Origin of the sequence: Pseudomonas baetica (genome assembly GCF_002813455.1) — a bacterium.
Lineage (GTDB): Bacteria > Pseudomonadota > Gammaproteobacteria > Pseudomonadales > Pseudomonadaceae > Aquipseudomonas > Aquipseudomonas baetica.
This window is the reverse complement of sequence record NZ_PHHE01000001.1, coordinates 5,598,213-5,622,100: the sequence shown is the minus strand read 5'-3', so window position 1 is coordinate 5,622,100 and position 23,888 is coordinate 5,598,213. Positions and strand designations below refer to the sequence as shown.

General features: G+C 60.9%; 21 protein-coding genes and 1 pseudogene. 8 read left to right on the top strand and 14 right to left on the bottom strand.

The window, feature by feature from the left end:
• Positions 1-634: 634 nt before the first annotated feature.
• Positions 635-886 carry an outer membrane lipoprotein OprI gene (gene oprI, locus ATI02_RS25995; RefSeq protein ID WP_003199355.1) on the top strand — a complete coding sequence of 84 codons (252 nt, stop codon included), beginning with the start codon at positions 635-637 and terminating at the stop codon, positions 884-886.
• 125 nt (positions 887-1,011) lie between these two features.
• Here the strand turns inward: oprI and ATI02_RS25990 are convergent, their stop codons facing one another.
• From ATI02_RS25990 to ATI02_RS25980, 3 genes are all read right to left on the bottom strand, one after another.
• Positions 1,012-1,983 (bottom strand): L,D-transpeptidase family protein, encoded by a 972-nt coding sequence (locus ATI02_RS25990; RefSeq protein ID WP_100847764.1) that lies wholly within the window; start codon positions 1,981-1,983, stop codon positions 1,012-1,014.
• A gap of 213 nt (positions 1,984-2,196) precedes the next feature.
• On the bottom strand, positions 2,197-2,490 hold the full coding sequence (locus tag ATI02_RS25985) for a hypothetical protein (protein WP_007955656.1): 294 nt from the start codon (positions 2,488-2,490) through the stop codon (positions 2,197-2,199).
• 57 nt (positions 2,491-2,547) lie between these two features.
• Positions 2,548-3,153, bottom strand: coding sequence for an arylesterase (locus ATI02_RS25980; RefSeq protein ID WP_167394895.1), 606 nt, complete (start codon positions 3,151-3,153; stop codon positions 2,548-2,550).
• A gap of 10 nt (positions 3,154-3,163) precedes the next feature.
• On the opposite strand from ATI02_RS25980, the gene ATI02_RS25975 reads away from it, so the two are divergent.
• The 3 genes from ATI02_RS25975 to greB are packed head-to-tail and all read left to right on the top strand — an operon-like array spanning position 3,164 to position 6,883.
• Positions 3,164-3,847 (top strand): ABC transporter ATP-binding protein, encoded by a 684-nt coding sequence (locus ATI02_RS25975; RefSeq protein WP_016770883.1) that lies wholly within the window; start codon positions 3,164-3,166, stop codon positions 3,845-3,847.
• Positions 3,847-6,351, top strand: a complete 2,505-nt coding sequence (locus tag ATI02_RS25970) for an ABC transporter permease (protein ID WP_100847763.1) — start codon at positions 3,847-3,849, stop codon at positions 6,349-6,351. Before ATI02_RS25975 ends, ATI02_RS25970 begins: the two co-directional genes overlap by 1 nt.
• Positions 6,352-6,385: 34 nt before the next feature.
• Positions 6,386-6,883, top strand: a complete 498-nt coding sequence (greB, locus tag ATI02_RS25965; RefSeq protein WP_003226818.1) for a transcription elongation factor GreB — start codon at positions 6,386-6,388, stop codon at positions 6,881-6,883.
• A gap of 6 nt (positions 6,884-6,889) precedes the next feature.
• Here greB and ATI02_RS25960 read toward each other — a convergent pair whose 3' ends face one another.
• The 3 genes from ATI02_RS25960 to ATI02_RS25950 all read right to left on the bottom strand — a co-directional run bounded on the left by ATI02_RS25960 (position 6,890) and on the right by ATI02_RS25950 (position 9,408).
• The gene (locus tag ATI02_RS25960; RefSeq protein WP_100847762.1) at positions 6,890-7,198 is read right to left on the bottom strand and encodes a hypothetical protein; all 309 of its coding nucleotides are present in this window, start codon (positions 7,196-7,198) and stop codon (positions 6,890-6,892) included.
• A gap of 246 nt (positions 7,199-7,444) precedes the next feature.
• Complete coding sequence (locus ATI02_RS25955; RefSeq protein WP_095189188.1) at positions 7,445-7,879, bottom strand: DoxX family protein; 435 nt, start codon at positions 7,877-7,879, stop codon at positions 7,445-7,447.
• Positions 7,880-7,986: 107 nt separating this feature from the next.
• Entirely contained in the window at positions 7,987-9,408 is a 1,422-nt protein-coding gene (locus tag ATI02_RS25950; RefSeq protein ID WP_095189189.1) for an MltF family protein, read from the bottom strand.
• 236 nt (positions 9,409-9,644) lie between these two features.
• On the opposite strand from ATI02_RS25950, the gene ATI02_RS25945 reads away from it, so the two are divergent.
• Both ATI02_RS25945 and ATI02_RS25940 read left to right on the top strand, forming a co-directional pair.
• Positions 9,645-10,451 carry a TatD family hydrolase gene (locus tag ATI02_RS25945; RefSeq protein WP_100847761.1) on the top strand — a complete coding sequence of 269 codons (807 nt, stop codon included), beginning with the start codon at positions 9,645-9,647 and terminating at the stop codon, positions 10,449-10,451.
• A gap of 214 nt (positions 10,452-10,665) precedes the next feature.
• On the top strand, positions 10,666-12,147 hold the full coding sequence (locus ATI02_RS25940) for a methyl-accepting chemotaxis protein (RefSeq protein WP_100847760.1): 1,482 nt from the start codon (positions 10,666-10,668) through the stop codon (positions 12,145-12,147).
• A 169-nt stretch (positions 12,148-12,316) separates the two neighbouring features.
• On the opposite strand, the gene ATI02_RS25935 is transcribed toward ATI02_RS25940, so the two are convergent.
• On the bottom strand, positions 12,317-13,564 hold the full coding sequence (locus tag ATI02_RS25935) for an IS256 family transposase (RefSeq protein WP_095191982.1): 1,248 nt from the start codon (positions 13,562-13,564) through the stop codon (positions 12,317-12,319).
• Between the two features lie 164 nt (positions 13,565-13,728).
• Between ATI02_RS25935 and ATI02_RS25930 the strand changes: the two are divergent.
• Positions 13,729-14,094 (top strand): annotated as a pseudogene (locus ATI02_RS25930) (Mpo1-like protein).
• Position 14,095: 1 nt separating this feature from the next.
• Here ATI02_RS25930 and ATI02_RS25925 read toward each other — a convergent pair.
• The 3 genes from ATI02_RS25925 to ATI02_RS25915 form a co-directional block, all read right to left on the bottom strand.
• Positions 14,096-14,890: an acyl-CoA thioesterase gene (locus tag ATI02_RS25925; protein ID WP_100847759.1), complete on the bottom strand. Its 795-nt coding sequence runs from the start codon at positions 14,888-14,890 to the stop codon at positions 14,096-14,098.
• A gap of 236 nt (positions 14,891-15,126) precedes the next feature.
• Positions 15,127-15,894, bottom strand: a complete 768-nt coding sequence (locus ATI02_RS25920; RefSeq protein WP_100847758.1) for a CHAD domain-containing protein — start codon at positions 15,892-15,894, stop codon at positions 15,127-15,129.
• An 80-nt stretch (positions 15,895-15,974) separates the two neighbouring features.
• Positions 15,975-16,253: a hypothetical protein gene (locus ATI02_RS25915; RefSeq protein ID WP_053122404.1), complete on the bottom strand. Its 279-nt coding sequence runs from the start codon at positions 16,251-16,253 to the stop codon at positions 15,975-15,977.
• A gap of 216 nt (positions 16,254-16,469) precedes the next feature.
• Between ATI02_RS25915 and ATI02_RS25910 the strand changes: the two genes are divergently transcribed.
• Positions 16,470-17,507, top strand: coding sequence for a patatin-like phospholipase family protein (locus ATI02_RS25910; RefSeq protein ID WP_095189194.1), 1,038 nt, complete (start codon positions 16,470-16,472; stop codon positions 17,505-17,507).
• Between the two features lie 119 nt (positions 17,508-17,626).
• Here ATI02_RS25910 and ATI02_RS25905 read toward each other — a convergent pair whose 3' ends face one another.
• The 4 genes from ATI02_RS25905 to kdpB form a co-directional block, all read right to left on the bottom strand.
• Positions 17,627-18,322, bottom strand: coding sequence for a response regulator (locus ATI02_RS25905; RefSeq protein WP_095189195.1), 696 nt, complete (start codon positions 18,320-18,322; stop codon positions 17,627-17,629).
• A gap of 48 nt (positions 18,323-18,370) precedes the next feature.
• The gene (locus ATI02_RS25900) at positions 18,371-21,022 is read right to left on the bottom strand and encodes a DUF4118 domain-containing protein (protein WP_095189196.1); all 2,652 of its coding nucleotides are present in this window, start codon (positions 21,020-21,022) and stop codon (positions 18,371-18,373) included.
• 130 nt (positions 21,023-21,152) lie between these two features.
• Positions 21,153-21,698 (bottom strand): potassium-transporting ATPase subunit KdpC, encoded by a 546-nt coding sequence (kdpC, locus tag ATI02_RS25895; RefSeq protein WP_100847757.1) that lies wholly within the window; start codon positions 21,696-21,698, stop codon positions 21,153-21,155.
• Between the two features lie 130 nt (positions 21,699-21,828).
• Positions 21,829-23,886, bottom strand: a complete 2,058-nt coding sequence (gene kdpB / locus ATI02_RS25890) for a potassium-transporting ATPase subunit KdpB (protein ID WP_100847756.1) — start codon at positions 23,884-23,886, stop codon at positions 21,829-21,831.
• Between the last annotated feature and the right edge of the window lie 2 nt (positions 23,887-23,888).

Below are 23,888 nucleotides of genomic sequence, written 5' to 3'. Positions count from 1 at the left end.
CTACTCCTTGCGGGTCTTGAATTCTGACCCCTACCTTACCGATGTTTTTCCGGCGAAGGAACATCTACGCCACCCTGTGCCTGATGGACACCGAGAAGAGCCACACCGATCTCGCGCAACCGAGCACCTGATAAATAGTAGGCACCATTGGCGAAAATGCTCAAGGTGCGCTCGTCATCAAGGGGGTTGAGGCGGGTTGCTCCGATAGACGCAGGGATGGCTTGGGAGAAGATAATCCCGGGCCGCTTACCTGAACATTGCCGGATGTTGAGACTTAAGACGTGCCACCTTTTTTAAAGTCACCTCAACATGGACAAAGATAAGCGAAGCCGTCCGCAGAATCCGTATGAAAGTATGGACAAATTCATCTAGACAGACTTTCCCCACCGCTGCAAAACAGTGCGCGGCAACGGGAACTTTTTCTCAATAACTCGCTCAGCTCGGGGCTTGTAGCTGGATATTTTTTAAACAGCTCAGTTAAAAGTTGCTCGAAAAAGAATCAACGCCTACAATTTTTTTTGCTTCTTGCTCTACGTCAGTTTACTTACTACAAGTAATGGGTAGTATGTACGCCGGCTATTTCCTCAATCGGAGGAGACAGCCACTTAATTGAAAGTCCTTGAAGGGGAACACGATGAACAACGTTCTGAAATTCTCTGCTCTGGCTCTGGCCGCAGTTCTGGCTACCGGTTGCAGCAGCGCATCGAAAGAAACCGAAGCACGTCTGACCGCTACTGAAGACGCAGCTGCTCGCTCCCAGGCTCGTGCAGACGAAGCTTACCGTAAAGCTGATGAAGCTCTGGCTGCTGCTCAAAAAGCACAACAGACTGCTGACGAAGCTAACGAGCGTGCTCTGCGCATGCTGGACAAAGCTAGCCGCAAGTAATAATCCCTCGGGATTGTTATCAAGCCGACCCGTTTTTCGGGTCGGCTTTTTTGTGCCTGAAGCTTTTGTCCGGGCATTAAAAAACCCGCCGATGCTTCACGCATCGGCGGGTTCTGGATCAGACCTTACTGCTGCAAGTCGATCGGTGCGCTCGAGACAATCGGCGCCGAGGTATTCGGCGTGCCGATTTCCGTTGGCAAGCCATCTTCTGCCGCGACCACGTCACGCACCACATCCCAGTTCATTCGCAGGTTGTTGGTGACGTCTTCACGCTTGAGCATCGCGTTGATCACAGCGGTGTGCTTGTCGACCACCGACGGGTTGCCCTTGTCGTCGATCGGCGTGTGCGCTTCCAGATAGACCTTGCCGCCGCTGCGCCCGAACTTGTAAGCATCATTGAGGATGCGCACCGAGGTACCGACCGGCACCATGCTGGCCATTTCCAGCACGTTGTTGTTGAACATGCGGAAGCAGCCGTGGCTGGTGCGCATGCCGATGCCGAACTTCTTGTTCGAACCATGGATCAGGTAGCCCGGTGTACCGAGAGTGAACTTGAACGGGCCCAGCGGGTTGTCGGGACCGGCCGGCACCACGTTTGGCAGCGGATCACCGTCAGCGGCGTGTTCGGCCTTGATCGACGCCGGAGGCGTCCAGGTCGGGTTCGGCGTTTTGGCAATGATCGAGGTGTGCGCGATTGGCGAACCCCAGCCCTCACGACCGATACCCAGCGGGAAGGTGTACACCACGTTCCGGCCTTTCGGGAAGTAGTAGAGGCGGTATTCGGCAAGGTTGATGACGATGCCTTCACGCGGGCCCGGCGGCAGGATGAAACGCGTCGGCAAGACGATTTCGGTACCGGCGCCCGGCAACCAGGCATCGACGCCCGGGTTGGCCGCGACCATTTCCGAATAACCCAGATCGTACTTTGTGCCCAGGTCGGCGAAGGTGTCTTCGTACCTGGCTTTGATCACCTGCACCTGGCCGATGATGTCTTCACCGGGTGGTGGCAGGGGAAACTCCAATGCAGCAACGGGACCGGCCACACACAGGGCGGCAAGTGACAGGCAGCGGGTGACGGCAGGAAAGCGCGGCAACATCCGGAAAATCCTTCGCATGATCAACAAGGGTATAAGAGCGCGATTGTACACCGCGCCTCGGGAATTCGGGGAGCTCACCCTGCAACAGGCGATGCAAGGTGCTTTGGGTGGGAGCGGCGGTGCGACGATTCGACTTGCTCGCGAAGGGGCCGTGTCAGTCAACATTACTGCGACTGAAATACCGCATTCGCGAGCAAGCCCGCTCCCACAAAGTCAGAGCTCGAAACGCAGTTCCGGCCAGATCGGCGAAGTCCCACGCTTCTGCGACTCCAGAATCGCCCGGCACAACGAGCACAGGCGCTGATCCTGAAACACCCGGCGATCCACGCTCGACCAGCGCGGCTGCGCCGGCAGCAGACTGCCGCACAGGGTGCGGTCGGCCGAGCCGCCCAATTCGAGTTGACGGGTCACCAGATGCACCCGCACTTCCTGGCAGGCGAACAGATCCAGCTGCTCGTCAGGCTCGATCAGTTGGTAGGCAAACAGGGACCAGGCAGAACGCGGCATCGGGGGCTCCAAATAAGGGGGCGCCACATTAGCCGAAAGCCTGCCACTAGAAAAGCCTCATAACAGCGGTTTTAGCGTCGGCCAGACATTTTCCAGCAACTTGCCCTGAGCCCCTGCCGCCGGGTGCAGACCATCGGCCTGCATCAAGTCCGGATGGCCGCCCACGCCGTCGAGGAAAAACGGCACCAGCGGGATCTTTTTATCGTCGGCGAGCTTGCCGTAGACCTCGGCGAAAGCATCGGTGTAACGCTTGCCGTAGTTGGGCGGCAATTGCATGCCGAGCAACAACACCTTGGCCCCCGTTTCGCGGGAGCTGTCGATCATCGCCGCAAGGTTTTGTTGCAATTGAGCTGGCGGCATTCCGCGCAGGCCGTCATTGCCTCCCAATTCGAGGATGACCAGCTCAGGCTTATGCTCTGCAAGCAGCGCCGGCAGGCGCGCCTGGCCTCCGGCACTGGTGTCGCCACTGATGGAGGCGTTGACCACTTTATCGTCGAAACCCTCCTGTTTGAGCCGTTGTTCGAGCAGCGATACCCATCCCAAGCGGGTATCCAGTCCGAAACCGGCGCTGATACTATCGCCAACGATCAGGACAGTACCCGCCGCTGCGTTCTGGGCCATGCACATCAAGGCCAGGCCAGCACTCAAAAACCACACACGCATCGGATTCTCCATGGGCGCAAGCATTCTCACCGCGAAGAACCTCAGCAAAGTGGTTCCCAGCGCGGAAGGTGAACTGACTATCCTGCACGAACTCAGCCTGGAACTGAACAAGGGCGACAGCCTCGCTATCGTCGGCGCGTCCGGTTCCGGCAAATCCACCCTGCTCGGCCTGCTCGCCGGCCTCGACCTGCCGAGCAGCGGCGAAGTCACCCTCGCCGGCCAAGGCCTGAGCAATCTTGACGAAGACCAGCGTGCGCGCATCCGTGCCGAACATGTCGGTTTCGTCTTCCAATCGTTCCAATTGCTCGACAGCCTCAACGCGCTGGAAAACGTCATGCTGCCGCTGGAACTCGATGGCCGCAAAGACGCCCGCGAGCGTGCCACCCAATTGCTGCAACGGGTCGGCCTCGGCCAGCGCCTGACGCATTCACCGCGTCAGCTCTCCGGTGGCGAACAACAACGCGTAGCGATTGCCCGGGCATTTGCCGCCGAACCTGATGTGTTGTTCGCCGACGAACCCACCGGCAACCTCGACAGCCACACCGGCGAGCGCATCAGCGACTTGCTGTTCGAATTGAACAAGGAACGCGGCACCACCCTGGTGCTGGTGACCCACGACGAACGCCTGGCCCATCGCTGCCGGCGCCTGATCCGTCTTGAAGCCGGGCTGTTGGTCGCCCCTCTGGAGCCTTGATGGCACGCTTGCCGCTGTTGCGCCTGTTCAGCCTCGCCATTCGCCAACTGCTGCGCGATGCCCGCGCCGGGGAACTGCGGGTGCTGTTCTTTGCATTGGTTGTGGCGGTGGCGGCAAGCACTGCCATCGGCTACTTCGGCGCCCGTCTCAACGGCGCAATGATGTTGCGCGCCACCGAGTTTCTCGGCGCCGATCTGGTGCTGGAAGGCAGCTCGCCGGCCCGTGAGGAACAGATCAGGAGCGGCACCGAATTGCGCCTGAATCATGCGCAAGTGGTGGAGTTCTCCAGCGTCATCGCCACCGACAACGGCATACAGTTGTCGAGTATCAAAGCGGTTGACCGCGCCTATCCCTTACGCGGCGAACTGAAGAGTGCACCCGCACCTTTCGCCACTGAAGAAACCGGCGGCGAACCGCAACCGGGCGAAGCCTGGGTCGAGGCACGCCTGCTCTCCGCACTGGATCTGAAAATCGGCGACAGCATCGATGTCGGCATGAAAACCCTGAAGCTGGCGCGGGTGCTGACCTATGAGCCGGATCGTGCCGGCAACTTTTATAGCCTGACGCCACGGGTCATGATCAACCTCGATGACCTCGCTGCCACTGGAGTGGTGCAACCCGGCAGCCGGGTGAGCTATCGAGAGCTGTGGCGCGGCGAAGCACAAGCGCTGGAAACCTATCGGCAACTGATCAAACCGGGACTGGCGGCGAATCAGCGCATTCAAGACGCTCGCGACGGCAACCGGCAGATTGGCGGTGCGCTGGGCAAGGCCGAGCGTTATCTGAACATGGCCAGTCTGGTCGCGGTGTTGTTGGCCGGGGTGGCTGTGGCGCTGTCAGCCAACCGCTTCGCCAGCCGCCGTTTCGATGCCAGCGCCCTGCTGCGCTGCCTCGGTTTGTCACGCCAGGAAACCATGCTGCTGTTCAGTGTGCAGTTGACCGTACTGGGCCTGCTCGCCAGTCTCAGCGGCGCGCTGCTTGGCTGGCTGGCGCAGTTGGGTTTGTTTGCGTTGTTGCATGACCTGCTGCCAAGCGATGTCCCGCCGGGTGGCCTGTTCCCGGCGATCGCCGGAATTGGCACCGGACTGGTGGCACTGGCAGGCTTCGCCCTGCCGCCGCTCGCCGCGCTGGGTCGTGTCCCACCGCTGCGTGTGCTGCGCCGTGACATGCTGCCCATTCCATCGAGCACCTGGATGGTTTATGGCGCCGCATTAGGCGCCCTCGGTCTGATCATGTGGCGTCTAAGTCTTGATCTGCTGCTGACGTTCGCCCTGCTCGGCGGCGGAGTCGTCGCAGCCGTCATCCTTGGCGGACTGCTGCTGTTGCTGCTGAACAGTTTGCGCCGCCTGCTGGCCCGTGCGTCGCTGCCGTGGCGCCTTGGCCTCGGCCAATTGTTGCGCCATCCGTTGGCGGCTGCCGGCCAATCATTGGCATTTGGGCTGATCCTGCTGTCGATGGCATTGATCGCGCTGCTGCGTGGTGAACTGCTGGATACCTGGCAGAACCAGTTGCCGAAAAACGCGCCGAACTACTTTGCTCTGAACATCCTGCCGGCGGACAAACAGGCCTTCACCGATCACCTGATCAAAGTCTCGGCGCAAGCGGCGCCGTTGTATCCAGTGGTGCCGGGCCGGTTGATCAGCATCAACGGCGACCCCGTGCAGCAAATCGTCAGCAAGGATTCCGCCGGTGACCGCGCGGTGCAACGCGACCTGAGCCTGACTTGGGCCGCTGACTTGCCCGCTGGCAATAAACTCACTTCCGGCGTGTGGTGGAGCGAGCAACCGTCGGACGAAATCCCGGGTGTGTCGGTGGAAGGCAAAGTCGCCGAGAGCCTGAAACTCAAACTCGGCGATCACATGGTGTTCAGCGTCGGCGGAGTCAACCGTGAAGCCAAAGTCACCAGCCTGCGCGAGATCAACTGGGACAACTTCCAGCCAAACTTCTTCATGATCTTCCAGCCGGGCACCCTGAAGGACTTGCCGGCGACCTACCTGACCAGTTTCTATCTGGCCCCGGGTCACGACCAGCAGATCGTCGAGTTGTCGCGCGCCTTTCCGGCGGTGACCATCCTGCAGGTCGAAGCGCTGCTTGAGCAACTGCGCAGCATCCTCGCCCAGGTCACCCTGGCCGTAGAATATGTGTTGTTGTTTGTTTTGGCGGCGGGCATGGCCGTGCTGTTCTCCGGCTTGCAGGCAACCCTGGATGAACGCATTCGCCAAGGCGCGCTGTTGCGTGCGCTGGGTGCGGAGCGGCAGTTGCTGATCAAGGCGCGGCGAATCGAGTTCGGCCTGCTCGGTGCGGTCAGCGGTTTGCTGGCGGCCATCGGTTCGGAAGTGGTGAGTCTGGTGCTGTATCGCTACGCCTTCGATCTGCCGTGGCATCCGCATCCGTGGCTGCTGGTGCTGCCGCTGCTTGGCGCTGCACTGATCGGTGGTGCCGGTGTGTTCGGCACGCGCCGGGCGCTCAACGCAAGTCCGCTGACAGTGTTGCGCGAGGGTTGATAGACTTCAGTCGTCTCTCTCACAAGAAGTTGCCATGAGCCGTTATCGCCCTCCCCGCACCGCCGGCACCGCGCTGATCACCCCTGAAGGTGAAGCGCGGATGCGTGCCGAATTCCATGAGCTGTGGCATGTGCGTCGCCCGCAGGTGACGCAGTCGGTCAGCGAGGCGGCGGCGCAAGGTGATCGCTCGGAAAACGCCGAGTACACCTACGGCAAAAAGATGCTGCGCGAGATCGACAGCCGTGTGCGCTTTCTCACCAAACGCCTGGAAGCGCTCAAGGTTGTCAGCGAAAAACCCAGCGATCCGAACAAGGTCTACTTCGGTGCGTGGGTGACCATCGAAGACGAAGACGGCAAGCAATCGCGCTACCGCATCGTCGGCCCGGATGAACTGGATCTGAAACTGGGTCTGATCAGCATTGATTCGCCACTGGCCCGGGCCTTGATCGGCAAGGCGCTGGACGCCGAAGTGCGGGTGCAGACGCCAACCGGTGAGCAATTCGTTTACATCGTCGCCATCGACTATCCGTAAACCGTATCAGCGGCGAGTGATCAAGCCTTGGCGCGCCACGCGGGTCAGTTGTTTGATCATTTCCGGCGCATCTTCCGCGCTCGGTGCCTGAATCACGGCCAGGTCAAAACTGTCATTGGCAAACCGCGCCAGTGACTCGCCATCTTCGACAAACTGAATCAGGAACGCAGCAGGACCACCGCTGCGACGTGGCCAGCCATCCAGATAACGCAATAGCGTCGGCTGATGTTTGCCGCCAAGCAGGATTTTCGGGTTGCGCTGGGTGATATGTGCCGTGATCGGCGCGGGACGTGCTGGAGGGCGTAGTGCATTCATCGTGTCGTGTCTCTGCCTCAAAAGTCTGCATGGCAGGTGAGAGGCAACACCGAACCAGCGCTTTAGCGGTATTTCGAAGCCCTGTTCCGGCTTCTGACGGCAACTGTTGAAGTCACCTGGCGCCCCGCAAGTAGCTGTTTAAATCGGCGCATGAGCAACATCCTAGAGAACGTGACCGATCAGTGTCAAGAATCAGCGCCAACAAAAAAGGCCCGACAATGCGGGCCTTTGCTTGAGCCAGAGCGGTCAACCGGCGATGGCGCGGTCCACCGAAAGTTTGCCGGCGCCTTCGATCAGCACCGCTAGGCTGCCACCGAGCAAAGCCAAGGCGAACTCGTAACCGTTGTTGGCCATGAACAGGCCGTTGCTGATGTGCACGGTGAAGATCGCCACCAGCGACAGGACGGTCAAACCCAATGCTGCCGGGCGCACCAGCAGGCCGATGATCAAGGCCAGACCGGCGAAGAACTCGATGCCGCCGGCCAGTGTGGCCATCAGATACCCCGGTGTCAGTCCCAGGCTTTCCATGTACTGCGCGGTGCCGGCCAGACCGTAACCGCCGAACAGGCCGAAGAGCTTCTGCGAGCCGTGGGCGGCGAAGATCACGCCGACAGCAATGCGCAGGATGGTCAGACCGTAACCGGCGCGGGTGAACAGTACCTTGTTGATCAGAGAGCTCATGGTGCATTCCTTGTTTTGCGAGAAGTGTGTGTGGTTGGCCGCCATATTAATCAGTTATTCTCATGTTAAAAGCGCAAAAATCCCGCTATAACAATCAATTTATCTGATCATTTGCGTGAGACAACTTTCTGTCCACCGGGCTCCAACGACTCCCGCTCCCGGTCGAACGCCAAGTAATACTTGTTCACGCTATTAACATAGCTGACGGCGCCCATTCCCACCTGCTCCATGGCGATGCGCTCAACCTGAAAGAACCACTGATTGGGATTCAGCCCACGGCGCCGGGCTTCGGCGCGCATACCTTGCACCCGCTCCGGGCCGATGTTGTAGGCCGCCAGCGTGAAGGCCATGCGTTCGCGCTCATTGAGCTTGGGGCTATTGAAGAATTTGCGGCGGATCATCGCCAGGTACTTGGCCCCGGCCTGCACATTCGCATCGAGATTCTGGATATTGTTGACGCCGACCCGTTGCGCGGCGGACGGGGTGATCTGCATCAAACCGGTCGGGCCACTGCCGCTGCGCGCATTGGGTTGCAGGGCCGATTCCTTGAACGCCAGCGCGGCCAGGTTCAGCCAGTCCATGTTTTGCGCCTGGGCGTGTTTTTGCAGGGTCGGGCGTAGTTTCTCCAGGCGCTGACGGTCGGCCTTGGCCAATGGATAGTGAACTTGATAGAGACGCCGATAAATGCGCAGAAACGCCGCGTCTTCGTTCGAGGGTTTCTTGTACCCGGTCAGGAAGCGATCGATGCTCGCCCGCAGCATCGAGGCATCGCGGCGCACAAACCAATATTCCTCGCCCGGCTCGCTGATCATCACTTGCCGATCGAAGCGCAGCTTCGGCAGGATCTTGCCCCAGCGCTCAGCAATCGGTTGCTCAACGATGGTCAGGTGGAAGATCCCGCCCTGAACCATTTCCAGCACGTCTTCGACTGCCAGCGTCGGATCGACCCATTCGATCTTGATCGGTGCCAGTTTGTGCAAGGCAAGTTTCTGGTTGATCTGGCTGACCGCCTCTCCTGCTGCACTGCCGGTCGGCAACGCGAGGGTTTTCCCGGAAAGTTGCTCGACCTTGGTGTAGCGCCGCTCGCCCTTGATGCCGACCAGCATCAACGGCACGTTGCTGGCGATCGGCGAACTGCTGGCCACCGCATGGCCCGGTTGCAGCTCCAGCAACTCGCCAGGCGCGACCAGATCCGCCTCGCCGCGTTGCAACGCGCCGAGCAGTTGATCCTTGGCTTTGGGAATGATCTTGAGGGTGATTTCCTGGCCGTCACGGGCGTGACCGTTGAGGTATTGCTCGAAGGCGCGCAGGCGATGATATTCGACGCCGATGGCCTGGCCCTGGACTTCGCCGGAGCTGTTGCGGCTCTGGTTGACCAGCACCCGCAGCACGCGACTGCTGCGAATCTCCGACAGATCGCGCACTTTCGCCGCCGGCACGGCTTGCAGCGGCCCGGGCAGGCGCGCAACCGCCGTCATCGGCAGCAGCAGCGATCCACACAACAGCAACAACACCGAGGGACGATGCATCCACTCTCCGGAAAGAATACGGGGCGAAATCACCGCTGAGCGGTCGACATCACCGACGAAAACAGAGCGCCTGGAGCGCTGGTAAAGTGCGAGAGACTGGCACAATGATGGCTTTTGCGCCAACACCAGCGGTCTCGCGGCCTCAACAGACAATCATAAGTCGTTGTAGTTCTTGGCTTTTCTTATGAATCTACAGCTCTGGTATGCTTCCCGGCCTTCGGCCCGAGGTAGCAACCATGCAACTCATCGATATCGGCGTCAACCTGACCAACCCAAGTTTCGCCGACAAACACCAGGCCGTACTCGACCGCGCCTACGCCGCCGGGGTCTGCCAACTGGTGCTGACCGGCACCAGCGTCGAGGGCAGCGAACAGGCGCTTGAGCTATGCCAGCAACTGGATGAGAGCGGCCAACGACTGTTCGCCACCGCCGGGATCCACCCCCATTCGGCCAGCGACTGGAACGCAGACAGCGCCCGACGTCTGCGCAGTTTGCTCAACGAATCGAACGTGGTGGCGGTGGGTGAATGCGGCTTGGACTTCAATCGTGACTTCTCGCCGCGCCCGCAACAGGAAAAAGTCCTCGAAGAACATTTGGCGCTGGCCGTCGAATTGCAATTACCGGTATTTCTGCATGAGCGTGATGCCAGTCAGCGCCTGCTGGACATTCTGAAAGACTTCCGTGATCAATTGCCCGCCGCCGTGGTGCATTGCTTTACCGGCGAGCAAAAGGCGTTGTTCAGTTACCTCGATCTGGATCTGCACATCGGCATTACCGGCTGGATCTGCGACGAGCGCCGGGGCACGCATTTGCATCCGCTGGTCAAAGAAATCAAGCGTGGACGGCTGATGCTGGAAAGCGATGCGCCCTATCTGCTGCCACGCACCTTGCGACCGAAGCCGAAAAACGGGCGCAATGAACCGGCGTATCTGACTGAAGTGCTGCGTGAAGTGGCGCTGCATCGGGGTGAAACCGAGGAAGATCTGGCGGCGCATACCACCGCGTGTGCCCGCGCGTTCTTCAACCTGAGCCCCCTCCCCTGACACAACACAAACCCCATTGTGGGAGCGGGCTTGCTCGCGAACGCGGTGGTTCAGTTAAAGAAACATCGACTGACACGCCGCCTTCGCGAGCAAGCCCGCTCCCACAGGGGGTTTGCAGTGTTGCCTGTTGACCCATATCAAGATCTGCAGACCTGCATAGCGGCACAATGCTGGCACCTTGCCAATGCTGTTTCCGCTATCAGAGAAGACCTCCATGGGTGCCTGGCTTAGCAATATCTCGCTGAAATACAAATTCTGGGCGGTCAATGCGGTCGCCTTCGTCACTACCCTGCTGCTGGTGCTGTATGCCGTACAGCTCGAACAGCAGGCCCGCAGTCACGCCTCACAAGCGTCGGCGCAAGCCCAGGCACAACTGCTCAAGGCCTGGCCGGCCGGGCAGGCGCTGCCCAAGACTGAACAGGTGCTGACCTTCAAACGCGGCGAAGCCCCACGCCTCAACGATCAACCGCTGCTGGAGATCACCGACAGCAACGGCTGGAACGAAATCAATCACCTGCCAGTATTCGGCGAAAACCCGCTGATGGGCGCCGAAGTGTTCAGCCGTGCCGACGGCCAAAAAGTCGCCATCATCGCCTATGGGCCAAGCCTGACGCAAGTGTTTGGCGAGCGTTTCGCCAACTACGCGGTGGCGGTGTTCATCCTGATGCTGGCGATGCTCTGTGCTTCACAACTGCTGATCCGTTTCCTGCTCAGCCAGCTCAACACGTTGAAAGACGTGATGTTGCACGTTGAAAAAAGCGGCGACCTCTGCGCCCGTGTCCCGCTGGTCGGCAAGGATGAGGTCGGGCAGATGGCCAATGCGTTCAACGCCATGCAGGCCGGCTATCAACGCGTGGTCACCACCGTCGCCAACACCGCACGGCAGCTGGATGTCGGCGCTGCACGCCTGGCATCGAGCATGAACGAAGTGCGCCACGGCATGCTCGGCCAGCAAAGCGAAACCGACCAGGCCGCCACCGCGATCAACGAAATGACCGCCACGGTTTACCACATCGCCCAACACGCCGGCGCCACCCGCGATTTGTCACAGACTGCCGACGGCCTGGCCGGCAGCGGTCAGCAGGTGGTCGCGCGGGTGCAGCTTTCGATTGCCGGGCTGTCCAGCGGCGTGCAGCAGACCGCCGAGATGATCCAGCGTCTGGCCGAAGACAGTCAGAAGATCAACGGCGTGGTCAGCGTGATCCACAGCATCGCCGAGCAAACCAATCTGCTGGCGTTGAACGCCGCCATTGAAGCGGCGCGGGCCGGTGAGATGGGTCGCGGTTTTGCGGTGGTTGCTGATGAAGTGCGCAACCTCGCCAAGCGCGTGCAGACCTCGACCGATGAGATCACCAGCATGGTGTCGGCGTTGCAGGCTGGCACGCGCGATGCGGTGGATTTCATGCAGGAGAGTTCCTATAAGGCCGACGACTGCGTGCAGCAGGCGCAGGAGGCTGGCGAGGCGTTGGCGGAAATCACTGGGGCAGTGGCGCAGATGCGTGAGAGCAACACGCAGATTGCTGTGGCGGCGGAACAGCAGAGTCAGGTGGCCGAGGAGATGAATCGCGCAGTGGTGAGTATTCGCGATGTGACCGAGAACACGGTGCAGCAGACGGTGGATTCGGCGACCACCAGTAATGAGTTGGCGACGTTGGCCGGGGAATTGAGCAAGGCAATCGGGCAGTTGAAACTCTGAGGCCCTCATCGCCAGCAGGCTGGCTCCCACATTGGATTTGCGTCGTTCACAAATACCCTGTGGGAGCGGGCTTGCCCGCGATGGCGTCAGCCCAAGCAACATCGAATCAGAGAGTGTCAGATTTTTTGTGTGCGGGCCGGTAATGGCCTGCCGTCAGGCAGGCCGGGTTTTACCAGGTCGGCCTGATAAATCGATCTCCGTACAGAATCGCAAATTGGTTCATCGCACTCTTCCAGTCATGAGCCGCCGAGCCCCAGTTTGCCGTGATGTTACGCAGCCCAAGCCAGATCAGCTTGGTCGCTGCGTCATCCGTCGGGAAGTGGCCCCGGGTCTTGATGATCTTGCGTAGCTGAGCGTTGATGCTTTCGATAGCGTTGGTCGTATAGATCACTTTTCGAATGGCAGGCGGGAAGACAAAAAATGGAATCACTCGATCCCAGGCTCGTCTCCAGGCCGCCACCACCGTTGGGTATTGCTTACCCCAAGGGCCATTTTCAAAGGCATCCAGTGCTTCCTCAGCCGCTTCTGCGTTGATGGCTTGATAGATCGGTTTTAGCGCCTTGGCCAGCTCACGGCGCTTGTCCCACGCCGCGTAATCGAGGCTGTTGCGGATCAAGTGGACGATGCATGTTTGCAGCGTTGTTGCCGGAAATACTGCGCTTAGCGCCTCTGGCATGCCTTTGAGACCGTCAGTCACGGCGATCAGCACGTCCTCTACGCCGCGGGTCTTGAGGTCGTTGAAGACCTTCATCCAGAACTTCGCACCCTCGGTGTTTTCGATCCAGATACCAAGAATATCGCGCGTTCCATCGGGTAAAACACCCAGCGCCAAGTAAATCGCCTTGTTGCGGACAAGGCCTTCTTCTCGGATCTTGACCCGCAGCGCATCGAAGAAAATGACTGGGTACATCGGCTCAAGCGGTCGCTGTTGCCACGCACCAATTTCCTCCATCACCTCGTGCGTGACTGAGCTGATGAAGTCATGGGAAACGTCCGTCCCGTATTGCTCAGAGAGGAAAGCGCGGATTTCTCGAACGGTCATGCCTCGGGCATACATGGCGATGATCTTGTCATCAAAACCGGTGTAACGCCGCTCATGCTTGGGGATCAGAATGGGGGCAAAACTGCCATCCCGATCACGGGGAATCTCCAGCCGCAGCGGGCCATCCCCCGTCAAAATCGTCTTGCCCGTTTTGCCATTGCGCTGGTTGGTTTCATCCTCTGGGCGCTGCGCGCCCGGCGGATACCCCAGGTGGTGACCGAGCTCGGCACTCAATGCTCGCTCAATCAAGGCCTTCTTGAAGGCCGCAGAAGCGTCTTCAATAGCCTCTGCGGTAATCAGCCCCTCACCGAACTCTTCGAGCAGCTCCTTGGGGATTTTTGGTAGGTCACGCAGGGGTTTCTTTTTGGTTGGCATACATGCACCTCTTACTCATGTTATGCCCGAACACAAAATTTCTGACACCCCCTCGAATCAAGCGATGACGCCTATCACTTCAATAGCCAACCTTGATTCGCCGCCCTTCCCGCCCAGGCCTATTCTTCAAGCATGTGTTCAACATGGATCGAGGAGTAGTCAACATGGGCAAACGTCACCCCAGCCTTCCCGCGTGGCAATGGCGCGCGTACCCGAACAATCACCAGCATCCGACCCATCGGGTGCTGCACCTGATTGCCGTGCCGTTGTTCATCGTGGCATTTCTGTTGATCGTGTCCGGAGTGTTCAGCCTGAGCCTGGCCAGTGTGGCCATCGGCGTGATCGGCATCATCGCGGCGCTGGGTCTGCAGCGCCACGGGCACAGCCTGGAGGCGTAAGCCTGCGAGCCTTTCGGTGATCGTGAAGATGCCGTCTCGCGTTTACGGGTCGAGCAGTTTCTGACCTTTGCGCGCTTGTTTCTCAGTGGCGGCTGGTGGCGCGCCTGGGTCGAGCGTCACCGTCGGCATTGATTCAGGCGAAGATCGTGACGGTCTGGCGACTCATCGCAATCAATTCACCTTCTGCGCTCCACAACTTGGCGGCGACGTGGCCGTAGCCATCGGCGGCGTACTCGATGTCGGCGAGGTATTGGCACCAGTCCAGCGTACTCAAGTCGCGTAGCGGCTGTACGAATTCGATGGTCCAGGTCAACGTGCTGCCCGGTGCAGGCTTCTTCAGATACGGCAACAGCGCGGGCGGCCACGCATCCACCAAAGCCAGCAGATGCGCCTCTTTGACCGGCTCTTCTTTGACATCCCCGCGTAACCGCACCCAGCCCCCCTTCAGCCGCGATTGATTGCCGGTGAACGGCATGCCGCCAACGCTCCAGCGCATCGCCAGATGGCGCATGAATTCCGGGGTCACGCCTTTGATGTAAGGTAATTCCTGACATTCGTCCCAGTGATTCATTGAAGGCGCCGGATACGCTTGGACTGCCACCTCCGAGGGCCGCGAAGCGCCAAAACTGCCTTGGACGATCGTCACGACCTGGCCATTCTGCATCGCCCGCCCCATGACCTGGCTGACCGCTTTGCCTTCGCGCAGCACCTGCACTTCGAAGCTCACCGGGACTTCAGGCTCGACCGGTCCGACGAAGGTAATCGCCAGCGAACGCACCGGGCGATCCGCCGGGACTTTCGCACGCATGGCTTCATATTGCAGCGCGGCAACCAGACCGCCGAAACTGGCACGGCCCTGACCCCATTCGGCAGGAATCGTCAGTTCCGGTTGACGGCGGACGGCATCGAGCAGATCGCAAAAGCGCATGGCAACCTCAGAAAGCAAAAAGAGAATGCAGGGATCTTAACTAGCCCGGCAGAGCGCCGCAGCGTCTATTCCGGTCAAATGGGCTGACAGATAGGCCGTACACCCACATCAGCCACACTGAAAATCCCCTGTGGGAGCGGGCTTGCTCGCGAAAGCGGCGTATCAGTCGATAGATACTTATCTGGCACACCGCATTCGCGAGCAAGCCCGCTCCCACAAGGGGTGATGTGCTGGTCTCAGGATTTGAAGCAGGTGCTGTTGAGTTTTTCGAGCACACGATCGGCTTTGGCCTCGGCTTTGATCAAACCCGCCTGCCATGTGGCAACACACGGTTGCAGATCGGTTTCCAGCTCGGCTTTCACCAGCCACTGCCAGCAATCGTGCCAATCGCCCAGCGCACCTTGCGCAGACTTCAAGCGTGGCAGCGCCGCTTCCGGCAGGCGATCCAGTTCGGGATAGGCTTCGATGCCGTAACGCACACGCTTGATCAGCAGACGCAGGCGATGCCGGTCGTGGGCCGGATCGTGCAGCGCCTCATCGAGTTTGTGCCATTGCTTGCCGAGGCGTTTTTCGATGCGTTTATCCAGACCTTTCAATAGGCCCTGACGCTGAGAGGCACGCAGGAATCGCGGGAAAGCGTCAAGAATCATCAGCAGCGACGCCACCTCATGACTCGCCGCCAGCGCCGGATAGGCTTCGGCCATCTGCGCCATGCGCTTTTGCGCAGCAACGGGTTGATCGTGTTCGAGCAGGTACGCCGCCAACACTTCGCGATCGCGCCAGGGCGTGGTCACCTGGCCGACCGCCGACGCTGCCCCTTCCAGTTGCTCAACACCCGGCAAGCCGCGCAACGGCCGCAACAGGCTGCGCAAGCGCCGCACCGTGGTGCGCAGATCGTGCAGCGCCTCGGGATCAGTGCGTGCGGTCAATCTCGCCTGACAGGCCAGTAGCCGCACTTCCAGGCTCAGGATGTGAGCCACCAACCGGTCAACCAACGCAGACATCATTTGCTCCTGATTCGAAATGGCTTCAGGGATGAGTCTGCAACTTCGCAGCCTCGCCCCGCTTGCGCTATGTCAGCAGCTTAGCGACCGGCGCGGGATTCGCGAATGTAAAAACGCGCCTTCTCGGCCTTACTGGCGCAACCTTCGAAACCTTCGAATTGCTGCTGGGTCTTGGCGGCCGTCAGCAAGGACAGCGCCTTGGAATAACTGACGGTGCCGGCAAAGCCTTCGGCCTTGGCCAGGTCCAGCTCATGCCATGCGGTGTCGAGTTGGCTGCCGCAGCTGTCGCGGTAAGCGGTTTTCCCGGCGCAACCGGCCAATGCCAAGGCAATCAACGGCACACAGATCCAGGCTTTCATCTCTCACACCTCAAAATAGGTCAACAGTGGTGCAGGTAAGACGGTCGGGCGGCGAAAAAGTGCCTTGCCCCAGCGCGAATCTGCGGTGGCAAAAAGGATAGCGCCGAGTGGTCAGGCCGTAACGTAAAAACGACGTCACCGGCGCACAGGACGACCTTGACGATTGAGCCGTCCGCTCGATAAGTGCATTGTGCAACCTTGTCGGGAGGAAGTTTGATGAAAAAGCGTGTCGCACTGGTGTTGGGCTCCGGAGGCGCCCGGGGCTACGCCCATATCGGGGTCATTGAAGAACTTGAACGCCGCGGTTACGACATCGCCTGCATTGCCGGTTGTTCGATGGGCGCAGTAGTCGGCGGAATCTATGCCGCCGGCAAACTCGACGAATACCGCAACTGGATCGAAAGCCTGGATTACCTCGACGTGCTGCGGCTGGTGGACGTGAGTTTCCGTCTCGGCGCGATTCGTGGTGAAAAGGTTTTCGGCCAGATCCGCAAGATCGTCGGCGATATCAACATTGAGGATCTGCGCATCCCCTACACCGCGGTGGCCGCCGACCTCACCAACCAACAGGAAATCTGGTTTCAGGAAGGCTGCCTGCATCAAGCCATGCGCGCCTCGGCGGCGATTCCCAGCCTCTTCACTCCAGTGATGCAAGGCAACCGGATGCTGGTCGATGGCGGCATTCTCAACCCGCTGCCGATCGTGCCGGTGGTGTCGAGCCACTGTGATTTGATCATTGCGGTCAATCTCAACTCGACCAACCAGCGGCATTACAAACTGCCGGTGATCCAGCGCCCGCCAGCGTTTCGCTCGCGCTTCGACAGCCTGATCAGTTCGCTGGGCTCGAAGATGCCGTTCCGTCGCACCCAGGCCGAACAATTATTGCGTCTGGAACAGGAAGCTTTGAGAGCAGAGGCAGCCGCTATCAATCCGTGGCTCGAAGGCGCCGAACCCGAAGCCCAGCAACCCGCCGCCGCGCCCGAGCACGAAGGCGCGCCGAAATCCGCCACCGGCTCGTTCATCATCGATAACGTCGGGCCGGCCTCGCTGCTGGATTTGATCAACCAGAGTTTCGAGGTGATGCAGACCTCGCTGGCGCAATACAAGATTGCCGGGTATCCGCCGGATATCCTGATCAACGTACCGAAACGGGTCTGCCGGTTTTTCGAGTTTTACAAGGCGCCGGAGCTGATCGCGCTGGGTCGCGAGATTGCCCGGGATACGCTGGATCGGTATGAAAGTGAGCAGGGTTGATCGGGCCTGATTTCTCGAGTGTGTTTGATGACATCTTCGCGAGCAGGCTCGCTCCCACAGGGGATTTGTGAACGACGCAGATCCAGTGTGGGAGCGAGCCTGCTCGCGAAGAGGCCAGATCAGCCAACATCACTCAACAGCCGATAGCCAACCCCGGCTTCAGTGACAATAAACCGTGGTCGCGTCGGATCGTCCGCCAGTTTCTGCCGTAGATGCCCGACAACGATCCGCAGATAATGACTGTCCTCGGTATGCGTCGGCCCCCAGATATCCTTGAGCAATTGCTGCTGGGTAATCACGCGCCCCGGATGCCGCGCCAGTTGCGCCAGCACCGCATATTCCTTGCGGGTCAGCGCCACTTCGACGCCGTCGAGCAATACGCGTCGATAGGCCAGATCCACCGTCAGCGGGCCGAAATTCAGCGCCGCCTGCTGCGCTTCTCCGGCCGGTGCCTGACGCAATAACGCACGCACCCGCGCAAGAAACTCCTGAATGCCGAACGGTTTGGTCACATAGTCATTGGCGCCGCCATCCAGCGCCTGGACTTTCTGCCCTTCGCTGGCGCGCACCGACAGCACCAGCACTGGCGCCGTGGCCCACTCGCGAAACTCGCGCAGCACTTGCTGGCCGTCCATGTCCGGCAGACCCAGGTCGAGCACCAGCAGATCCGGTTTGTTCAGTGCTGCCTGCGCCAACCCTTCGGCGCCTGTGCCCGCCTCCAGCACTTTGTAGCCCTGTGAAGCGAGGCTGATGCGCAGAAATTTGCGGATCTGCGGTTCGTCGTCGATGACCAAAATGGTCGCGGTCTGGCTCATGAATTCACATCAACAAAAAAGATTGGCAAGAGAGTAGTGCAGTCGGATTCAGCCTTCATCGTCCATCCCCGGTTGCGTCTGCAACGGCAGGTGCAAGGTGATGCAGGTGCCGCGCCCGTCGATGCCGTCGGCGACGCTGATTCGCCCACCGTGAGCGCCGACCATGCCCTGACAGATCGCCAGCCCGAGGCCGGTGCCCTGCCCGCCGCGATCACCGCGCGCGGCGGTGTAGAACATGTCGAAAATCTTCGCTCGTTCGTCTTCGGGAATACCCGGCCCTTCATCGCTGACCGCGAAGAAAATCTCTTGCTCATTCGCTCCCGCACTCAGTTGCAAGCGACCGTGGGCCGGCGAGAACCGAGCGGCGTTTTCCAGCACATTGACCAGCGCCTGCTCGATCAGCGCCGCATGCACAAACAGCAGCGGCAACTGCGCCGGCACCTCGGTGCTGACCTGCAGCGGCGCCAGCACCGCGCGCAGACGATTGAGCGAACTGCCAACGATGTCGGCGGGCGACACCCAGTCTCGCGCCAGCTTCAGCGCGCCGTGGCCGAGGCGGGTCATGTCGAGCAGGTTCTGGATGTAGCGATCAAGGCGCTCGGCCTCATCGCGGGTGCCTTCGAGCAGTTCGCGACGATCTTCCAGCGGGATCGCTTCGCCCAGCGCCAAGAGGCTGTCGATGCTGCCACGCATGGACGTCAGCGGCGTGCGCAAATCGTGGGACACCGAGGCCAGCAAGGCGCTGCGCAATTGCTCGGTTTCGCCGTGCAGGCGCGCCGCTTCCAGATCATCGGCCAGTTGCGCGCGGGCCAGTGCTTGCGCCAATGGCTGACTGAGTGCAGTCAGCAAACGACGACGCTGGCCGCTCAGGGTCTGACCCTCTTTGGCGCAGACACCAAGCAAGGCCAACGGCCCGTCCTCGACCGACAGCGGCCACCACCACCAGCGACCGAATGGCAAGGTGCCGGTGCCCATACCGGCCGGTTGATCGTGCTGCCAGGCCCAGTCGGCGGCGGCGCGCTCGGATTCGGTGAACTCCAGCGGCCCACCGGTCTCGACTTTCCAGCCGCCCTGCCCGTCGCGGTTGAGCAGGCACAGTTGCAGATCGCTCCAGCCGTTGAGGTGTTGCGCCGCGGCGCTGACCACGGCCTGGCGGTCGGTGGCAGCGGTGAGTTTGCGCGACAGGTCGAGCAGCTCGGTGGTCTCTTCCTGGGTATCGCGCAACGCCTGCAATTGCCGACGCTGACGCGCGGCGAGGTTGCCGGTGAGCGCCGCCATCAGCAGGAAGAACAGCAAGGTCAGGACATCTTCCTCGCGCTGGATGCTGAACGAGAAATTTGGCGGAATGAACAGAAAGTCGTAGGTCAGAAACGACAACGCGGCACAGGCCAGCGCCGGGCCGAGGCTGCTGCGCACCGCCACCAGCAACACCGCCGCGAGGAACACCAGCGAGATGTTCGGCAGCGGCAACACACTCGACACCGCCCACGCCAAGGCAGTGGCCAACACTGTGGCGAGCAGCGCCAACGCATAGTCGAACCACACCAGTGTCGGTGCGGATCGCTGACGCGGTTGATGCTGCTCCTGATCGCTGTCGAGGACGTTGATTTCCAGGCCATGGCCCTGACGCAGTAGCCGTGCGGCCAGACCGCCACCGAACAGGCGACGACGCAGACGCGGCCGCGATTGGCCGACCAGCACCAGACTCGCGCGGCGTTCAGCGGCGTGCTGGATCAGGGTTTTCGCCACTTCACCGGCGCGCAGCAACACCACTTCGCCGCCGAGGCGTTCGGCCAGTTGCTGGGCACTTTGCAGGCGCAGGCGTGATTGCTCGTCGCTTACCGTGCCGTTGTCGACGTGTACCAGACTCCACGGCAGATGCCGACGTTGCGCAACCCGACTGGCATGACGCACAAGGCGTTCGGCCTGGGCATCGCCATCAACCCCGACCAGCAAACGACCGCGTACGGCCGGTGCTGCCTGGCCGAGTTGCCGATAGCCTTGGGCGAGGTCATTATCGACCTGCGCCGCGGCGGTTTGCATCGCCAGTTCGCGTAATGCGGTGAGGTTGGTCTGGGTGAAGAAGGCATCGATGGCCGCCCGAGCCTGCTCCGGGACGTAGACCTTGCCTTCGCGCAGACGCTCAAGCAATTCACGCGGTGGCAGGTCGATCAGCAACAGTTCGTAGGCTTCTTGCAGCACCCAGTCCGGCAGGGTTTCGCGTACCTGCACACCGGTGATGCCGCGCACTTGATCGTTGAGGCTTTCCAGGTGCTGGACGTTGACCGTGGTGTACACGTCGATGCCGGCGGCGAGCAGTTCCTGAATGTCTTGCCAGCGCTTGGCATGGCGACTGCCGGGGGCGTTGCTGTGAGCCAGTTCATCGACCAGCACCAGTTTCGGTTTGGCCGCGAGGATGCCGTCGAGGTCCATTTCTTCGAGCATCACCCCACGGTATTCCGAGCGCACCAAAGGCAGCTGCGGCAGGCCGCCGAGCAGCGCTTCAGTCTCGGCGCGGCCGTGGGTTTCGACGACGCCGGCAATGACTTTGACGCCTTGACGCAGTTGGGTGTGCGCGGCCTGAAGCATCGCGTAGGTCTTGCCAACGCCGGGCGCGGCGCCGAGGAAAACCTTGAGCCGGCCGCGGCCATCGCGGGGCAGGTCTGCTAACAGCGCGTCGGCGCGGCCGGAATCGCTCATGCTTGATGCTCTCTCTTCCTGATAGTTATGCGGTGTTCTTTCGGCCCTCTTCGCGAGCAGGCTCGCTCCCACATTTGGAACGCGTATTCCTGTGGGAGCGAGCCTGCTCGCGAATGGCCGCGCCGCCGATTCAGAGTTTTTCCAGTGCCATGTTCAGCTCCAGCACATTCACCACAGGCGGCCCCACCAGCGGCTGTTCGATGTGGGCATCAAGCAACTGCTGCACGGTCGACACCGGCAGATTGCGTGCGGCCGCAACTCGCGCCAGTTGATAGGCAATTGCCGCCGGTGGCAAGTGCGGATCGAGACCGCTGCCCGAGGTGGTCAACAGCGCCAGCGGCACCGGGCCTTGCCCAGGGACTTGCAACTTGTTGGCGTCGTCGATCACTCGCGTGGCGAGCGCCGGATTGCTTGGCGCCAGGTTGCTTGCGCTGCTGGACACGGTAGCAAACGCACCGGCAGATGGGCGTGGGTGGAACCAGGCATCGCCGACAAAATCCTGCGCGATCAGCGATGAGCCACGGACTTTGCCGTCGGCATCGTGGACCAGACTGCCATTGGCTTGAGCGGGGAACGCGACCTGGGCAACGCCCGTGACTACCAGTGGGTAGGCGACGCCGGTGACCAGGGTCATCAGCACCAGCAGGCTCAGGGCCGGACGTATCATTGTGGACATTTCAAGATCCTCGAATTCAAAAAGCAGATACCGCGTTAATCAGTTGGACCGTGTCGAGTTCATCGCCAGCAGGCTGGCTCCCACAGGGGAACGCACTTCAAATGTATGAGCGAGCCTGCTCGCGATGGCGTCAAACCAGATGCAACGCCGTGAGCAACATATCGATCGCCTTGATCCCCACGAACGGCACCAGAATCCCGCCCACCCCGTAGATCAACAGATTGCGTCGCAGCAACGCCGCCGCGCTCGCCGCCTGCACGCGCACGCCACGCAATGCCAACGGAATCAGCACGACAATGATCAACGCGTTGAAGACGATGGCCGACAGGATCGCGCTCTGCGGACTGGTCAGGTGCATGATGTTCAGCACGCCCAGTTGCGGGTAGATCGAGGCGAACAGCGCCGGCAGGATCGCGAAGTATTTGGCCACGTCGTTGGCGATGGAAAAGGTCGTCAACGCGCCGCGAGTCACCAGCAATTCCTTACCGATCTGCACCACGTCGAGCAGCTTGGTCGGGTCGCTGTCGAGGTCGACCATGTTCGCCGCTTCACGCGCTGCCTGGGTGCCGTCGTTCATCGCCATACCCACGTCAGCCTGCGCCAGCGCCGGGGCATCGTTGGCACCGTCGCCGCACATGGCAACCAGGCGACCGTCGTTTTGCTCGTGACGAATGCGCGCCAGTTTTTTCTCCGGGGTCGCTTCAGCCAGCACGTCATCCACGCCGGCTTCAGCAGCGATGGCGGCAGCGGTCAGCGGGTTGTCGCCGGTGACCATTACGGTGCGAATCCCCAGTTTGCGCAGTTCGGCAAAACGCTCGCGGATGCCTGGTTTGACCACGTCCTTGAGATGGATCGCACCGAGCAGTTTGCCGTCGGCGCAGACCAGCAACGGTGTGCCGCCGCTCTGCGCGATCTTGTCGATTTCCCGCGACAGCGCGGGTGCCAGATCAGCGCGTTTCTGGCCAAGGAAACTCAGCAGCGAATCCACCGCACCTTTGCGATAAACACGGCCCTGATAGTCAACACCGGACAAGCGGGTTTCGGCGCTGAACGGCACGGCGGTCAAGGTTTCCGGCGCCGGTTCAGGCTGCGGGTGCAGGCCGCGCAGGTACTCGACGATGGATTTACCTTCGGCGGTGTCATCCGCCAGCGAGGCGAACAACGCGCCTTCCGCCAGATCGCGACCCGTGACACCCGGCGCGGCATACACCGCGCTGCAGCGACGGTTACCGAAGGTGATGGTGCCGGTCTTGTCCAGCAGCAGCACATGCACGTCGCCCGCTGCTTCCACCGCGCGGCCGGACTTGGCGATCACGTTCAGGCGCACCAGACGATCCATCCCGGCGATACCGATGGCCGAAAGCAGGCCGCCGATAGTGGTCGGAATCAGCGTGACCAGCAGCGCCACGAGGAACACCAGCGGCAGGCTGCCGTTGGCAAAGTGGGCAAACGGTTGCAGGGTGACGACCACCAACAGGAAGATCAGGGTCAGGCCGATCAGCAGGATGTCCAGCGCCACTTCGTTCGGGGTTTTCTGGCGCTTGGCGCCTTCGACCAGTGCGATCATGCGGTCGAGGGTCGATTCGCCGGGATTGACGGTGATCTTCACCAGCAACCAGTCCGACACCAGTCGAGTGTTGCCGGTGACCGCCGAGCGGTCGCCGCCGGACTCACGGATCACCGGCGCAGACTCACCGGTAATCGCCGCTTCGTTGACAGCGGCGATGCCTTCGATGACTTCGCCGTCACCGGGGATCATCTCCCCGGCTTCGACGCGCACGATATCGCCTTTACGCAAGCTGGCAGCAGGCACGACCTGAAAGCTGCCATTGGCCTGTTTGCGGCGGGCGCTGAGGCCTTCGCTGCCGGCCTTGAGACTGTCGGCGCGGGCCTTGCCGCGACCTTCGGCCAAGGCCTCGGCGAAGTTGGCGAACAGCACGGTGAACCACAGCCACAATGCAATTTGCGCGGCGACGAAGGTCGGCACATCGGCGTCGGGAATGAAGCACAGCACGGTGGTGAAAATCGCGGTCAGTTCGACCACCAGCATCACCGGCGAGCGCTTTAATTGCCGTGGGTCGAGCTTGACGAAAGCTTGCACCAGCGCCGGACGCCACAACGCCGAGATCGCGGTTTTCGCTTGTTCCGGCGCCTTGACGGCGGCGGGTTTGATTGCGGGCATATTCATCA